At 62.7% G+C, this 15879-nt stretch carries 14 protein-coding genes; 9 read left to right on the top strand and 5 right to left on the bottom strand.

Annotation, left to right across the window (positions count from 1 at the left end):
• Positions 1-57 precede the first annotated feature (57 nt).
• From mutM to C2846_RS18035, 3 genes are read right to left on the bottom strand one after another with little or no spacing between them, the layout of a single operon-like run.
• Positions 58-870: a bifunctional DNA-formamidopyrimidine glycosylase/DNA-(apurinic or apyrimidinic site) lyase gene (mutM, locus tag C2846_RS18045; RefSeq protein WP_119702150.1), complete on the bottom strand. Its 813-nt coding sequence runs from the start codon at positions 868-870 to the stop codon at positions 58-60.
• 12 nt (positions 871-882) lie between these two features.
• Positions 883-2226, bottom strand: coding sequence for a hypothetical protein (locus C2846_RS18040; RefSeq protein WP_119702149.1), 1344 nt, complete (start codon positions 2224-2226; stop codon positions 883-885).
• Between the two features lie 2 nt (positions 2227-2228).
• Positions 2229-2657 carry a PaaI family thioesterase gene (locus tag C2846_RS18035; protein ID WP_080049102.1) on the bottom strand — a complete coding sequence of 143 codons (429 nt, stop codon included), beginning with the start codon at positions 2655-2657 and terminating at the stop codon, positions 2229-2231.
• Between the two features lie 246 nt (positions 2658-2903).
• On the opposite strand from C2846_RS18035, the gene C2846_RS18030 reads away from it, so the two are divergent.
• The 5 genes from C2846_RS18030 to C2846_RS18010 all read left to right on the top strand — a co-directional run bounded on the left by C2846_RS18030 (position 2904) and on the right by C2846_RS18010 (position 7600).
• Positions 2904-4418, top strand: coding sequence for a 3-hydroxyacyl-CoA dehydrogenase (locus C2846_RS18030; RefSeq protein ID WP_119702148.1), 1515 nt, complete (start codon positions 2904-2906; stop codon positions 4416-4418).
• Positions 4419-4422: 4 nt separating this feature from the next.
• On the top strand, positions 4423-5625 hold the full coding sequence (locus tag C2846_RS18025; RefSeq protein WP_119702147.1) for a 3-oxoadipyl-CoA thiolase: 1203 nt from the start codon (positions 4423-4425) through the stop codon (positions 5623-5625).
• A gap of 184 nt (positions 5626-5809) precedes the next feature.
• A complete protein-coding gene (locus tag C2846_RS18020; RefSeq protein ID WP_080049099.1) occupies positions 5810-6106 on the top strand; it encodes a hypothetical protein in 297 nt (98 codons plus the stop codon).
• Positions 6107-6199: 93 nt separating this feature from the next.
• Positions 6200-6682, top strand: a complete 483-nt coding sequence (locus tag C2846_RS18015; protein WP_119702146.1) for a YbhB/YbcL family Raf kinase inhibitor-like protein — start codon at positions 6200-6202, stop codon at positions 6680-6682.
• A 96-nt stretch (positions 6683-6778) separates the two neighbouring features.
• A complete protein-coding gene (locus C2846_RS18010; protein ID WP_080049097.1) occupies positions 6779-7600 on the top strand; it encodes an acyl-CoA thioesterase in 822 nt (273 codons plus the stop codon).
• Positions 7601-7612: 12 nt separating this feature from the next.
• On the opposite strand, the gene C2846_RS18005 is transcribed toward C2846_RS18010, so the two are convergent.
• Both C2846_RS18005 and C2846_RS18000 read right to left on the bottom strand, forming a co-directional pair.
• On the bottom strand, positions 7613-8278 hold the full coding sequence (locus tag C2846_RS18005) for a crotonase/enoyl-CoA hydratase family protein (RefSeq protein WP_119702145.1): 666 nt from the start codon (positions 8276-8278) through the stop codon (positions 7613-7615).
• Positions 8275-9900, bottom strand: a complete 1626-nt coding sequence (locus C2846_RS18000) for an AMP-binding protein (RefSeq protein WP_080049095.1) — start codon at positions 9898-9900, stop codon at positions 8275-8277. Before C2846_RS18000 ends, C2846_RS18005 begins: the two co-directional genes overlap by 4 nt.
• A gap of 239 nt (positions 9901-10139) precedes the next feature.
• Between C2846_RS18000 and C2846_RS17995 the strand changes: the two genes are divergently transcribed.
• The 4 genes from C2846_RS17995 (at position 10140) to C2846_RS17980 (ending at position 15671) form a co-directional block, all read left to right on the top strand.
• Positions 10140-10934, top strand: coding sequence for an IclR family transcriptional regulator (locus C2846_RS17995; protein ID WP_080049094.1), 795 nt, complete (start codon positions 10140-10142; stop codon positions 10932-10934).
• Positions 10935-11173: 239 nt separating this feature from the next.
• Entirely contained in the window at positions 11174-13267 is a 2094-nt protein-coding gene (locus tag C2846_RS17990) for a 3-hydroxyacyl-CoA dehydrogenase NAD-binding domain-containing protein (RefSeq protein WP_119702144.1), read from the top strand.
• A 62-nt stretch (positions 13268-13329) separates the two neighbouring features.
• The gene (locus tag C2846_RS17985) at positions 13330-14526 is read left to right on the top strand and encodes an acyl-CoA dehydrogenase family protein (RefSeq protein ID WP_080049092.1); all 1197 of its coding nucleotides are present in this window, start codon (positions 13330-13332) and stop codon (positions 14524-14526) included.
• An 11-nt stretch (positions 14527-14537) separates the two neighbouring features.
• Positions 14538-15671, top strand: a complete 1134-nt coding sequence (locus C2846_RS17980; RefSeq protein WP_080049091.1) for an acyl-CoA dehydrogenase family protein — start codon at positions 14538-14540, stop codon at positions 15669-15671.
• The last annotated feature ends 208 nt before the right edge of the window (positions 15672-15879 follow it).

Genomic DNA, 15879 nt, shown 5'->3' with positions numbered 1-15879 from the left:
GCAGACAACCATGCACAGGGTTACCCACAGACTGCTGCGCAAGAAGTTGCGCAGCGATCAGCTCTGACAATTACGGCAAAAGACCGTGGCTCGCTGGCCCAGCCGGCACTCTGACAGGGTGCCGCCACAGAGCTTGCACAGCTGGCCACCGCGCCCATAGACGAACAGCTCCTGCTGGAAGTAGCCCGGCTGGCCATCACCACCAATGAAGTCACGGAGCGTAGTGCCGCCGCGCTCAATGGCATGCGCCAGCACCCGGCAAATTTCCTCGGCCAGCCGCTGATAGCGGGCCCGGCTGATCCGCCCGGCTTCGCGGCGCGGGTCGATGCCGGCGGCAAACAGCGCTTCGGTGGCGTAGATGTTGCCCACCCCAACCACCACGGCGTTATCCATGATGAAGGGTTTGACCGCCATGCTCTTGCCTCGCGAGCACTGATACAGGCGCTCGCCGTCAAACTCGTCGGACAATGGCTCAGGCCCCAGCTTGGCCAGCAGCGGGTGGGCCAGCGGCTCACGACTCCAAAGCAAGGCGCCGAACCGACGCGGATCGGTGTAGCGCAGCGCCAGCCCGGAATCCAGCTCGATATCGACATGCTCATGCTTGGCTGGCGGGGTGCCGACCGGGACCAGCCGCAGGCTGCCGGACATGCCCAGATGGCCGATCAGGGTGCCGCCGCCGATCTCCATCAACAGGTACTTGGCCCGCCGTTTGACGCTGGTAAAGGTCTGATCCTCGATCTGGATCGCCAGATCCTCAGGGATCGGCCAGCGCAGCCGGCGATCGCGCACCACCAGGCGGGTAACCTTGTGGCCTTCAAGATGCGGGGCAATGCCGCGACGGGTAGTTTCGACTTCAGGCAATTCGGGCATGGGGCAAGAGGTTCAGCTGTGTAACCAGTATGTGGCAAACAATAACAGTAACAGCAGCGGCATCACACTGGCGACGAAGCGGCCATTCCAGCCGAAGGCTACCCGGAACGGTTTTTCATCGCTGTAGCGCGCCAGGATCAGGGTCGAGGGGCCGAATGGCGAGAAGATCATCGCCAGCGAGAAACCACACATCAGCCCTACCGCCGGGGTCATGATCGGTACGCCCAGATGCGCCAGCTGGGCCAGCAGGCCGGCGATCAGTGACAGCGAGACGATCGGCGCCACGCCAATCACCGCCAGGGTAATGGTGCTGAACAGGCTGCCGATCGCCAGCAGCAGGTTGTACTTCGGCTCCTGGGCCAGCCAGGCGGCGATCTGCTCCAGCGGCGCGACTGCACCGAGCACCCCGCCGAGCAGCGCGGCGCAACCGAAGATGAACATTTCGTTGTGCATACTGGCCATGTTGTCGGTGACTTCAGCCAGCGCACTTTTTGCCGAGCGGTCACGCCACAGCAGATAGCCAATCACCCCGACCGGCACCAGCACCATGGCCGACTGCGAGGCTGTCAGGGTGGTCAGCGAGGCCATGACGCCAATTGCCGTGAGCCCCAGCAAACTGCCGCCCAGCAGCCCGAGCATGCCTTCGGCCCGGCTACTGTCGCCAATGCTGTCGCGCAGCGCCAGCAGGCCACGGGTTTCCCGGTGCCAGCCGACCACGATCATCATCGCCGCCGCCACCGCGCCATAGGGCACCATGGTGCTCCAGTCCAGCTCCGGCATCTCACGGGAAATGATCGCGATAGTGACGCTGGTCGGCGCCAGCAATGGCACCAGGGCAAACCCGCGCAGGGTGGTGACCATCACGCTGCGTAGCCCGGCGCGGCGCTGCTCGTCACTCAGGTGGTAGCGTTTGAGATGCTGCACCAGGGTGCCGCACAGCAGGTTCATCATGCCGAAATTGAGGATCGAGCCGATGCTGCCGGCGGTCAGCACGTAACGCGGATAGAGCACCACCTTGGAGCCCGAGAGCAGCGCCTTGTGCAGCTCACTGAGCTGCGGCAAACGCTTGGCCAGTAGCTGCATCAGCCCCAGCGCACCGAGAAAGCTGGTGTAGTAGGCCGCCGAGCTGGCCAGTTTCGGCCACAGGCTGGCATCAGTGCGCGGGCTGAACACGGCAGCGATCAGAATGCCCAGGGTAATCAGCCCAAGCCAGCGCGGGTACGGGTTGAGCCGGGAAAAATGCAGGAGGAAATAGCCGGCAAAAGCCAGCGCTGCCAGCCAGCTCAGCCATTGCCACTGGCCGATCAGAGCAACCAGTTCAAGGCCTACCCCCAGGGGCAGCAGCGCGGCACGCATGCTTAGGGCAGATCCTTGCGATAGGCACCCTTCTTGAAAACGCCCTCGCCAAAGCCGATCAGCTTGTCGTTGTCATCGAGCAGGTCACAACTGGCCATAAACACCTTGTGCCCGGCGCTGCGGCAGGTCGCCACGGCGCGCACCAGACTGCCTTCGGCGGCGGTGGCGGAAAAGTTGACATTGAGTGACAGGGTAATCGCCACCCGGCGCTCTTCGGCCTTTTCGGCCCAGGTGCCGCACAGGCCCATGGCGATATCCAGCAGACTGGCGGTGACGCCGCCGTGCAGATTGCTGGCATTGTTCATATGCTTGCCGCTCAGCCGCAACGCGACCACGGCGCGGCCCTGACTGTATTCGAGCAACTCACAACCCAGATCCTGAAAAAACCCGGTGACCGAGCGCTCGACCGCCTTGCGTTCCTGTTGATCCACGATGACCTACCTTTATTCTCTACACTGAACTGGACACTGCAGCCGCGGCTGTCCATAGCCATCGCAGGGAGCGCCTGCTGTCTTGAAGCGAGACAAGTATGCCATGCCAATACCAACCTGCGGTATCTGCAACCGACCACACAGCAAACTTGCACTCACAGGGTACAGGATTTAATCTCGCAACCTGATAATCGAAATACCATTCCGCCTAGCGGAACAAAAATAGCGTAAACGAGGAGGCACCCCATGTTCAACCGGATTGGCGTCATCGGCGCCGGCGCCATGGGCCGCGGCATCGCCCAACTGTTCGCCACCAGTGGCCAGCAGGTATTGCTGTTCGATACCCGCAGCGAAGCCATTGACGACGCCCTGGCTTTCAACCGCAACCTGCTCGAACGCAACCTCGCCAAAGGCAAGCTCAGCCAGACCGACTTCGACGCGACTGTCGCCCGCATGCACAAGGCCGACAGCCTGGAAGCCCTGAAAGACTGCGATCTGGTCATCGAGGCCATCGTCGAGCTGCTCGAGGTCAAACAGAGCCTGTTCCGCGAGCTGGAAGCCATCGTCAGCGCCGACTGCCTGCTGGCGACCAATACCTCCTCGCTGTCGGTCACCGGTATCGCCGCTGGCTGCCAACGCCCCGAGCGGGTTGCGGGCTTTCACTTCTTCAATCCCGTACCCTTGATGAAAATTGTAGAAGTGGTCTGCGGTTCGCGCACCGAGCAGCGCTATATCGATGGTCTGGTGCAACTGGCCGAGCAGGCCGGGCACTTTGCCGTGATCACCCCGGACACCCCCGGCTTCCTGGTCAACCACGCCGGCCGCGCATTCGGCACCGAGGCCCTGCGCATGCTCAGCGAAGGGGTGGCCACAGCGCAGCAGATCGACCGTATCCTGCGCGACGGCCCGGGCTTTCGCATGGGGCCGTTCGAGCTGTTTGACCTGACCGGTCTGGATGTCTCGCATGCGGTGATGGAGTCGGTCTACGAACAGTTCTATCACGACCCGCGCTACACCCCGTCGTTCATCGCCGCCCAGCGGGTAGCCGCCGGCCTGCTGGGGCGCAAGACCGGCCAGGGTTTCTACCGCTATGAAGATGGCCAGAAGATTGAGCAGCCGGAACCGGCCGCCGAGCCGGTCCTGATCAACCGCCCGTTCTGGCTCGACAGCCAGGATGCCGAACTGCGCAGCAACGTCTCGGCAGCACTGGCCGCCGCTGGCGCCAAGCTCGAAGACGGCAACCAGCCGAGCGACACCGCCATCTGCCTGGTCACCCCGCTGGGCGAGGACTGCACTAATCTGGTCAGCCGTCAGGCCCTGCCCGCTGCACGCAGTGTGGCGCTGGATTGCTTTGCCAACTGGGACAAGCGCCGGGTACTGATGCGCAACCCGGCCAGTGCCGCCGAAATCGTCGCCCAGGCGCGCCAGGCACTGGGCGCCGACGGCGTACCGGTCGAGGTGATCAACGACTCACCCGGCTTCGTGATCCAGCGGCTGATCGCCAGCGTGGTCAATCTCGGCTGCGAGATCGTGCAAAAAGGCATCACCAGCCCGGACAGCATCGACCGCGCCATCCAACTGGCGCTCGGCTACCCGAAAGGCCCGCTGGCCTTTGGCGAACACTACGGCAAAGGCCGCATCCTTGCCGTGCTGAACAATTTGCAGGCGGTCTATGCCGAGCCGCGCTACCGGCCCAGCCCCTGGCTGCGTCGCCGCGTCCAGCTCGACCTGCCGCTGACCACCCCGGACACCCAGGAGTAAGTTCATGACTGCCTATATCTATGATGGTTTGCGTTCCCCCTTCGGCCGCCACGCTGGCGCCCTGGCCAGCGTGCGTCCCGATGACCTGCTGGCCGAGGTGATCCGCGCGGTGGTCAGCCGCAACGCCTTCGAAGCTTCGGCCTATGAAGACGTGGTCATGGGCAACACCAACCAGGCCGGTGAGGACGCCCGCAACCTGGCCCGCCACGCTGGCCTGCTGGCCGGTCTGACGCCACAGGTGGCCGGGGTCACCGTGAACCGCCTGTGCGGCTCCGGTCTGGCCGCCATTCTGGATGCCGCCCGTGCGGTCAAGGCTGGCGAAGGCGAACTGTTCGTCGCCGGTGGCGCCGAAAGCATGAGCCGTGCGCCCTTCGTCATCGCCAAGAGCGAAAGCCCTTATTCGCGCGAATTCCGTGCCTTCGACAGCACCATCGGCGCGCGCTTCCCCAACCCCAAGGTGGAAAAGCAGTACGGTGACGACACCATGCCGCAAACTGCTGACAACGTCGCCGCCGATCTGGGTATCAGCCGTGAAGAGGCCGACGCTTACGCCGCGCGCAGCCAGGCGCTGTACGAAAAGGCCCGGGCCGAGGGTTTCTTCGCCGAAGAAATCCACCCGATCGAAGTATCTCAGGGCCGCAAGAAGCCAGCCAAACTGGTTGACCAGGACGAACACCCACGCCCGGATAGCGATCTGGCCGCCCTGTCCGGCCTGCGCTCGCTGTTTGAGGGCGGCGTGGTTACCGCTGGCAACGCCTCAGGGGTAAACGACGGCGCCGCCGCGCTGATCATCGGCAGCCAGGCCGTCGGCGAGAAATACGGCGTCAAGCCGCGCGCGCGTATCCTGGCCGGTGCCGTATCCGGGGTCGAGCCACGGGTGATGGGCCTGGGGCCGGTGGAAGCCTGCAAAAAGGCGTTGGCCCGCGCTGGTCTGAGCCTGACCGACATGGACGTGATCGAAATCAACGAAGCCTTTGCCGCTCAGGTGCTGGGTTGCTGCAAGCAGCTCGGCATCGCCTTCGACGATCCGCGTCTGAACCCGAATGGCGGCGCCATTGCCGTCGGCCACCCGCTTGGCGCCTCCGGTGCCCGTCTGACCCTGACCGCTCTGCGCCAGTTGGAACGGACCGGCAAGCGCTACGCGCTGGTCAGCCTGTGTATCGGTCTGGGTCAGGGTGTTGCTGCGGTCATCGAACGGCTGGACTAAGCCACAGGGCTTTGAAGCGCCGGGCGGAAGGTGCCAGATCACCTCCGCCTGGATTGCTTTACCGCTACGCGGCTCGCAATGACGAGGCGTGCTAGTCCTGGCGAGCCAAGGGTGCGCCGGTGCTTGTCGCTGGCCGCCTGTGGCTTTAAGGTAGGGCCCTTACTCACCGCACAGCGAATTTTGCATGCAGCTCAGCTCCAACCCGTTTGAATGGCTCGGTTCGGCCATCGGCACTATCATCCGAGTGATCATCGACAGCCTGTTGTGGCTGTTCACTGCCCTGAGCAACGCCAGCTCGGCGTTCGTCAATGGCTTTGCCAACGCCCTGGGCGTGGACAGCAACATCCTGACGATCGCCGCCGTGATTCTTGGGTTGTTTCTGATCTACATCGGGGTTCAGGGGCTGTTTCGCAAGCGCTTCGTGCGCGGTGTGGTCTGGATTTTACTGGGGCTATGGCTGCTTAGCGCCCTGATACGCTAGGGAGCCTCTGAAAAACTACCTGCGTTGGCAATACTGCGTTAAAAACAGCCTCACTACATTCATCATATTCGTCTTACCGCAAAGGAGTTGATCATGGGTTTTGCCTTCACCAATGACATGCAGTTGACCAGCAGCGCCTTCGCCCACGACGGAGCGATTCCTGCCAAACACACCGGCGAAGGTGTCGATGTTTCGCCACAGCTGAGCTGGAACAACGCCCCGGCCGGAACCAAGAGCTTCGCGGTAATCTGCCATGACCCGGACGCACCGCTGATCAGCGCCAACGGCACCTACGGCTTCGTACACTGGACCCTGTACAACATCCCCGGCTCGGTCACGTCGCTGGCCGAAGGCTGCGGCGACTTCACCCAGGGCAAGAACGACTTCGGCAAGGTCGGCTACAACGGCCCGATGCCGCCGCAAGGCCACGGCCAGCACAAGTATTACTTCTGGGTCATCGCTCTGGACACCGAGCTGAACCTGCCAGCCGGCCTGAGCCTGTGGGAGTTGCTGGCCAAAATCGAGCCGCACGCCAAGGCGATGAACCGCCTGATCGGCACCTACCAGCGCGGCTGATCCCTGTACGGTAGCGGGCCACCCGCTACCGCCTTTTCTGTCGAGTGCGCCAGGACGGCCAGCACCGCATAACCGTCAGTTTCTGGAAGCACCTGTATGAACGCAGCAGCCCCACAACTCCACGCTTTCGACCAGGCAATCAGCCTGCGCGCAACCGCACCCAACCAGTTCACTGGCAGCACCAGCGAGGCCTACCTGAACATGGTCGGCCCGTTCGGCGGCGTCACCGCAGCAACCCTGCTCAATGCCGCGCTGCAACACCCCGAGGTGATTGGTGAGCCGGTATCGCTGACGGTCAACTTTGCCGGACCGGTCGGGCCGGGTGAGTTCGAGATCGAGGCCGTGCCGCTGCGCACCAACCGCTCGACCCAGCACTGGCTGTTGCTGCAACGTCAGGACGGCCAGGTGGTCACCAGCGCCAGCGCGTTTTTCGCTACCCGCCGCGAGACCTGGTCAGAGCAGCAGATTGCCTGTCCAGAGGCCCCGGCGGCGGCTAGCCTGGCAGCGCTGCCCTTGCGCGCCGACCGCAAGTGGTTCGGCAACTATGATTTCCGCTATGTCAGCGGCCTGTTCGACCCGACCCAGGCAGAGGAATCAAGTGATACCGAAAGCCTGCTGTGGGCTCGCGACAACCCGCCCCGGCCGCTCGACTTCGCTTCGCTGACCGCGCTGGGTGATATCTTCGCCCCGCGCATCTTCCACCGCCGCCAGCGTTTCACCCCGGCCGGTACGGTGTCGATGACCCACTATTTCCATGCCGATCAGGCGCAACTGGCTCGTGTCGGCAACCGCCACCTGCTGGGTCAGGCCCGGGCTACCCGCATGCACAACAACTATGCCGACCAGATCGCCCATCTGTGGGCGGATGACGGCACCTTGCTGCTGACCAGCACTCAGGTGGTGTATTTCAAGGAATAAGCCTGGGGTCTGCTAGCCAAACACCCAGGCCAGATCCTTGCGCAGCGCGGCATGCAGCAGCGCCCGGGTTTCGCGGTAGGCCTTGCGGTCCAGCGCCGCCAGTTGCCGGGCCTTGGCCCGGGCCTGGTCGAGCAGTTGCTCAGGCGGCAGCAGTTCATCAAGAAACCCCGCCTCCAGCGCCTGCGCCGGGTTCAGCGACTCGGCCTGCAAGGCGCAGCGATTGAGCCACTGCGGCGCCAGCCGGGCACGGGCCTGGAGCATGGCGGCATCAGGCATGGTCATGCCGATTGCCACTTCATTGAGGCCAATGCGGAAGGCGCCGGCAGCCCCCAGCCGGTAGTCGGCCAGCAGCAGCATGAACGCGGCCTTGGCCATGGCATGACCGGTACTGGCCATCACCACCGGGCCGGGATAATCCAGCAGCGCCAGGGTCAGGCGGTCGCCGGCAGCGCGCATCGCATTGCAGGCCGGGCCGCCGGAGTCGATCAGCTTGCGATCATATCCACCGCTGAAGCAGCCGGGCCGGCCGTAAATCAGCAGCGCACAGTCGGCCTCAGCAGCTTGCGCCATGGCCGCCAGCAGCGCGTCGAGCATCGACTGCGACAAGGCGTTGGCCTTGCCGTCGTCCAGGCCGATCTCGGCGACGCCGTCGGCGATCGTCAGGGTCAGGCTGCTCATGCGCCAGCCTGCGCCCGCGCTTCGTCACGCAGCACCCGGCGCAACAGCTTGCCGACCGTGGACTTGGGCAGGTCGTCACGAATCTCAACGTGCTTGGGCACCTTGTAGCCGGTCAGGTGCTCGCGGCAGTGGGCGATGATTGCCGCTTCATCAAGACTGGTATCGTGCAGGCTGACATAGATTTTGATCGCCTCGCCGGTACGCTCGTCCAGCACCCCGACCGCTACGCATTCGCGAATGCCCGGATGGCGCATCACCGCGTCTTCGACATCGTTGGGATAGACGTTAAAGCCGGACACCAGAATCATGTCCTTCTTGCGATCCACCAGCTTGAGGAAGCCTTCCTCGTCGATCACCCCGACATCGCCGGTCTTCAGCCAGCCGTCGGCACTGAACACCGCTTCGGTTTCCTCCGGGCGCTGCCAGTAGCCTTCCATTACCTGCGGCCCGCGAATCAGCAACTCGCCAGCCTCACCAGCCGGCAGTTCACGACCTTCGTCGTCGACGATCTTCATCTCGGTATCCGGCACGGCCTTGCCGATAAAGCCTTCCTTGTAGGGCGTGAAGGCCGTCGAGGCGACCACCACCGGCGAGGTTTCGGTCAGGCCAAAGCCTTCGCGGATCACGCTGCCGGTGCGAGCCTGCCAGCGCTTGGCAATCTCGGTATTGAGCGGCGCGCCACCAGAGTTAACCCACTTCAGCCTGCTGAAATCGATAGTGTCGAACTCAGGATGGGCCATCAAGGAAACAAACAGCGAGTTGATCCCGGTCAGCAGGGTGAACTTGTGGCGCTTGAGGTCGGCAATCATGCCGTCCAGATCGCGCGGGTTGGTGATCAGGATGCTGTGGAAGCCGGTGAACACCGAGGCGATGCAGTTCGCGGTGAAGGCGAAGATATGGTACAGCGGCAGCGGCGAGACCCGCACTTCGTTGCCGTACTCGACATCGCCCGGCTTGATGATGCTGACTGCCTGCAACACGTTGCTGAGGATATTGCGGTGAGTCAGCATCGCCCCTTTCGAGACCCCGGTGGTGCCACCGGTGTACTGCAACAGTGCAAGATCATCCAGCCCGCGCTCCGGCGTGACCGCCGGCAACTGCTCACCCAGCCGCAAAGCCTGCATGAAGCGGACTTCGTCAGCCTGGTCGGTGTCATGGACCGGATTGTGCATATCGTCGAGGCTGGTCACGATCAGCCGTTCGAGCTGGGTTTCACCCTGGATCTTGCGTACCAGCGGCACCAGCTTGTCGAGCACCACCACCGCCTTGGCACCAGAATCGGCGAACTGGTGACGCGCCTCGTATGGGGTGTACTGCGGATTGGTGTTGACGATCACCAGCCCGGCCCGCAATGCCCCGAAGATGGCGATGGTGTATTGCAACAGGTTGGGAAGCTGGATCGCCAGCCGATCACCCGGCTGCAGGCCGGCATGATGGCGCAGGTAGCGGGCAAAAGCATCGGCCCGGCCGCGCAGGGCATTGAAGCTGATGGTGTCCGGGCCACAGGAGAACGCCGGCTTGTCGCCGTAGTCACGGCAGGCCTGCTCCATTACGTCAAAAACGGTGGTATGACCCAGCTCGGCCAGCCGAGCGCCGACAACAGACTGTGAGGGTGTCGACATCTTAACCTCTGATTGTGGACTATTATTTTACTGTGCGAAACACGATACCAAAAAGATGCTATTCTATTACCTGACACTGTGCAATGATTGAGACAAACTCGAACGCGTACCGCTGTGCAGAACGCCGGACTCTGGTATCGTTCACCCTTTACAACAACAATAATTTGCCCGGTTCGAACAATCGGGCGCTCCGGCGGCCAAAATGCCTCCGGCTCCAACATCTAGTATAAGCAGGCCCCATGAACGACGATCTGGAAACACTCAAGGACCCCGCCGCCGGCAAGGACCGCAAATTCGTAGAAGCCCTGTCACGCGGCCTGGATGTGCTGCGCGCCTTCAGTCAGGGTGCGGTGGTGATGGGCAATCAGGATATTGCCCGGATTACCGGCCTGCCCAAGCCTACGGTCTCGCGCATGACCTATACGCTGACCAAGCTGGGCTACCTGAGCTATTCCCCGCAATTGGAAAAGTATCAGCTCGACTCCGGTGTTCTGGCCCTGGGTTACGCCTACGTCTCCAATCTGCGCGTGCGCCAGTTGGCCAAGCCATACATGGACGAATTCGCCCGCACCACCAATACCTCGGTGGGTCTGACCTGTCGTGACCGGCTGTCGATGATCTATGTCGAGAACTGCCGGCCGGCCGAGACCACCTCGCTGCGCATGGACGTTGGCGTGCGTCTGCCGCTGGCCACCACCGCTGCCGGTCGGGCTTACCTGGCGGCGATGAAGGACGAAGAGCGCCAGCATGTGCTGGATGCGATCAAGGCCCGCAACCCGGACACCTGGCCGGAGCTGGAAAAAGGCCTGGCGCAGGGTTTTGCCGACTACGCCCAACACGGCTTCTGCCTGTCACTCGGCGACTGGGACCGCAACGTCAATGCCGCCGGGGTACCGCTGTTTCTGCAGGACGGCACCATCATGGCTCTGACCTGTGGTGCGCCGTCGTATCTGGTGTCGGAAGAAAAGGTCAAGAACCAGCTCGCCCACCAGCTCGCCATGCTGGCCCGCGATATCGAACGACTGGGCGTCTGACGCCCAGCTCTCCTGCCTCATTGCGAGACACCCTGCGCCGTATGGATTGTCACGGTCACTACACCAGCCGTCGGACAGGCTCTGGCGCAGCTGCTGCTCATCACCTTTACTAATAAATCCCCATTTCTCCCGTCCGGGGCATCGACAAGCGGTTTTATTTTTTGTATTTTGCCTAGCGAAACATGATTTCATTATTTCGCATAGTGAAACGCAAAATAAACACCCAACGGAGGTTCAGCATGTCGGACGTGGTCACACTGGAACGCCAGGGGCCCATCGCGGTCGTCAGAGTCAACAATCCGCCGGTCAACGCCTTGGGCATTGCCGTGCGTGAAGGCCTGCAGAACAGCTTCCAGGCCGCCGAGGCCGATCCTGAAGTCAAAGCCATTGTGCTGGTCTGTGAAGGCGCGACCTTCATGGCCGGTGCCGACATCAAGGAATTCGGCAAGCCGCCGAAGGAGCCGAGCCTGCCCGAAGTGGTCAACGGTATCGAGTCCGGCAACAAGCCCAGCGTCGCGGTAATCCACGGCACCGCGCTGGGCGGTGGCCTGGAAGTGGCGGTCAGCTGTCATTACCGGATCGCCGTCAAGAGCGCCAAGGTCGGCCTGCCGGAAGTCAAGCTTGGCCTGCTGCCGGGCGCCGGCGGCACCCAGCGTCTGCCGCGTCTGGTTGGCGTGGCCAAGGCCCTGGACATGATTGTCAGCGGCAACCCGATCAGCGCCAGCGAAGCCCTCGAACTGGGTGTTATCGATGAACTGGTCGATGGTGACCTGACCGCCGCCGGCATCGCCTTCGCCGAAAAACTGCTGGCCGAGGGCAAGGGCCCGCGCCGCACCGGCGAGCGCACCGACAAGCTCGACGGCGCCGACAATGCCGCCGCCGTAGCCGCCAAACGCGCCGAAATCGAGAAGAAGATGCCCGGTCTGTTCTCGCCGCAACGCTGCGTCTCCGCCGTCGAAGCCGCCTTTACCCTCCCGCTGACCGAAGGTCTGAAGCGCGAGCGCGAACTGTTCGGCGAGTGCCTGGTATCACCACAGCGCGCGGCACTGGTGCATGCGTTCTTCTCTGAGCGTCAGGCTTCCAAGATCGACGATCTGCCCAAGGACACGCCGGTACGCGCCATCAACAGCGCCGCCGTCATTGGTGGCGGCACCATGGGCGTCGGCATCGCCATTTGCTTTGCCAACGCCGGCATTCCGGTGAAGATCCTCGAGATCAGCAGCGAGGCCCGCGACAAGGCCATCGAGCGTGCCCGTGATACCTACGGCATGAGCGTCAAGCGTGGCAGCCTGACCCAGGACGCGCTGGAAAAACGCATGAGCCTGATCAGCGGCGTGACCGATTACGCCGACCTGGCTGACGTCGACGTGGTGGTCGAGGCGGTGTTCGAGGACATGGGCGTCAAGCAGAAGGTCTTCGAAGCCCTGGATGCCAACTGCAAGCCCGGCGCCATCCTGGCCTCCAACACCAGCTCGCTGGATCTGAACAAGATTGCCGAGTTCACCAAGCGTCCCGAGGACGTGGTCGGCCTGCACTTCTTCAGCCCGGCCAATGTCATGCGCCTGCTGGAAGTGGTGCGCGGCGCCAAGACCAGCCATGAAGTGCTGGCCACCGCCATGGCCATCGGCAAGAAACTGAAGAAGGTTTCGGTGCCGGTCGGCGTGTGCGACGGTTTCGTCGGCAATCGCATGGTGTTCCAGTACGGTCGCGAGTCCGAGTTCCTGCTGGAAGAAGGCGGCACCCCGGAGCAGATCGACGGCGCGTTGCGCAAGTTCGGCCTGGCCATGGGCCCGTTCGCCATGCGCGACCTGTCCGGTCTGGATATCGGCCTGGCTATTCGTACCCGTCAGCGTCAGAGCCTGCCGGCCGAGTTCAAGCTGCCGACCATCCTCGACAAAATGGCCGAGGCCGGCATGCTGGGCCAGAAAACCGGCAAGGGCTTCTACGTCTATGAAAAGGGTTCGCGTACCCCGCTGCCCAACCCCGAGCTGCCGGCGATTCTCGATGCCGCGTCGAAGGAGCAGGGTATCGAGCGTCGTCAGCTGACTGACGAGTACATCATTGAGCGCACCATTTACGCGCTGATCAACGAGGGCGCCAAAATCCTTGAGGAAGGCATTGCCCAGCGCGCCAGCGATATCGACGTGATCTACCTCAACGGCTACGGCTTCCCAGCCCATCAGGGCGGGCCGATGTTCTATGCTGATGCCATTGGCCTGGATCGTGTCTATGCCCGGATCTGCGAGTTCCACGAGCAGCATGGCGCCTGGTGGAAGCCAGCCGCGCTGCTGGAAAAGCTGGCCAAGGAAGGACGCAAGTTCGCTGATCTTTGATGAATCAGTGCGGCCGGCCCAGTGCCGGCCGCCGGATACCCGTATTACAACGAGGACTCACAATGGAAATCCATTTTTCTCCCGAACAGCTCGCCTTCCGCGATGAAGTGCGTGAATTCCTGAAACAGGAACTGCCTGCCGATATCGCTGCCAAGGTCAAGCTTGGCAAGCATCTGTCCAAGGAAGACCACCAGCGCTGGCAGAAAATTCTGTCCAACAAGGGCTGGTACGCGCCCGGCTGGCCGGTCGAGCACGGCGGCACCACCTGGGGCCCGATCGAAAAGCACATCTTCGACGAAGAGTCTGCCGCTGCTGGCGCACCGCGTCTGGTGCCGTTCGGCGTCAACATGGTCGCCCCGGTGATCATCAAGTTCGGCACCGAAGAGCAGAAAGCCAAGTATCTGCCGCGCATTCTCGACGGCACCGACTGGTGGTGTCAGGGTTACTCCGAGCCGGGCGCCGGTTCCGACCTGGCCTCGCTGAAGACTCGCGCCGTGCGCGATGGCGACTACTACATCGTCAACGGCCAGAAAACCTGGACCACCCTGGGCCAGCACGCCAACTGGATTTTCTGTCTGGTGCGCACCGACCCGGAAGCCCAGCAGCAGCGCGGGATTTCCTTCCTGCTGATCGACATGGCCACCCCTGGCATCACCGTACGCCCGATCATCACCCTGGACGGCGACCATGAAGTCAACGAAGTATTCTTCGACGACGTCAAGGTGCCGGTCGAGAATCTGGTCGGTGAAGAGAACAAGGGCTGGACCTGCGCCAAGTACCTGCTGACCCACGAGCGTACCGGACTGGCCGGCATCGGCGCCTCCAAGGCTGCCCTGCGCCAGCTCAAGCGCATCGCCAGCAAGCAGCAGAAAAATGGCCGCCCGTTGATCGAAGACGCACTGTTCCGCAGCCAGATCGCCGAAGTGGAAATGTCGCTGATGGCCGCCGAAATGAGCACCCTGCGCATCGTTGCCGCCGCCTCCGAAGGTGGCGTACCGGGTTCGGAAAGCTCGATTCTCAAGGTCCAGGGCACCGAAATCCGTCAGGCCATTACTCACCTGATGCGCAAGGCACTGGGTCCGTATGCCCTGCCCTTCCTGCCGGAAGAGCTGGAGCTGGACTACGACGGCGAATTCCTGGTCGACGACTATGCCGCCGCACCGGCCTCGCAGTACTTCAACATGCGCAAACTGTCGATCTTCGGCGGATCCAACGAGATCCAGAAGAACATCGTCTCGAAAATGATTCTTGAGCTCTGAGGAGGCCGACCGTGGATTTCAAATTGACCGAAGAACAACAGATGCTGCAGGAAACTGCCGAGCGCCTGGTTCGTGACGTATACGACTTCGAAAGCCGGAACAAATTCAGCCAAAGCGAAGCCGGTTTCAGCACCGCCTTCTGGCAGCAGCTCGGCGAGCTGGGCCTGACCGCCATTCCCTTCTCCGAGGAGTTGGGTGGCTTTGGTGGCAGCGGCGTGGAAACCATGCTGATCATGGAACAGCTGGGCAAGGGTATCTGCCTGGAGCCTTACATGGAGTCGGTGATCCTGGCCGGCGGCCTGATCAGCCAACTGGGCAACGACACCCAGAAGGAAGAGCTGCTCGGCGCCATCGCCACTGGCGAGCTGCAGGCTGCCGTAGCCCTGGATGAGCTGAACAGCCACTACGATCTGGCCAACGTCACCACCACCGCCACCCAACAGGGCGGCGACTGGGTGTTGAGCGGCCGCAAGGGCGTGGTGATTGGCGGCCAAACCGCTGGCAAAATCCTGGTCTCGGCCCGCACCGCCGGTGACGTGCGCGATCAGCAAGGCATCAGCCTGTTCGTTATCGACCCCAGCGCTGCCGGCGTCAGCCGCCGCGTCTACGCTACCGTCGATGGCCGCAAGGCTTGCGAGCTGACCCTCGACAACGTCAAGGGTGAACTGCTCGGCGCCGCTGGTGAAGCCTTTGACGCCATCCGCTACCAGAGCGGCCGCGCCATCGCCGCGCTGTGTGCCGAGGCCGTAGGTGCCATGCGCACAGCCTGCGATCTGACCCTGGACTACCTCAAGACCCGCAAGCAGTTCGGCGTGCCGATCGGCAAGTTCCAGGTCCTGCAGCACCGCATGGTCGACATGGTCAGCGAGCTGGAGCGTGCCACCTCGATGGCCATCCTCGCTGCCTGTCTGGCCGATGACGAAGACAGCGCCGAGCGCAGCGCCAAGCTGGCCGCCGCCAAGTTCATCGTCAACCGCGCCGCGCGTTATGTTGCCGAACAGTGCATCCAGTTGCATGGCGGTATCGCCATGACCTGGGAGTACAACGGCGCCCACTACGCCAAGCGCCTGGTGATGATCAGCCACCAGTTCGGTGATGATGACCACCACCTGGAAGCCTACGCCAGTCAGATCGACGCAGCGTAACACTCGGTATTCGGCCAGAATAACGGCATAAAAGCCGTTATTTTGGCCGAAACGTCATCATTTTATGACGGTTCGCACTATCGGGCACGACCTGCGCCCGGTATGCTATGCACCCCTTTGAATGTCATGCGCCCTCGGGCGTCTCATAGACCTGTGGAGGACTAGCGTCCATGAAAATCCTCGTCGCCGTTAAGCGCGTGGTCGACTA

Source organism: Pseudomonas jilinensis (assembly GCF_003586265.1).
Taxonomy (GTDB): Bacteria; Pseudomonadota; Gammaproteobacteria; order Pseudomonadales; family Pseudomonadaceae; genus Halopseudomonas; species Halopseudomonas phragmitis.
This window is presented reverse-complemented; position numbering and strand designations above follow the sequence as displayed.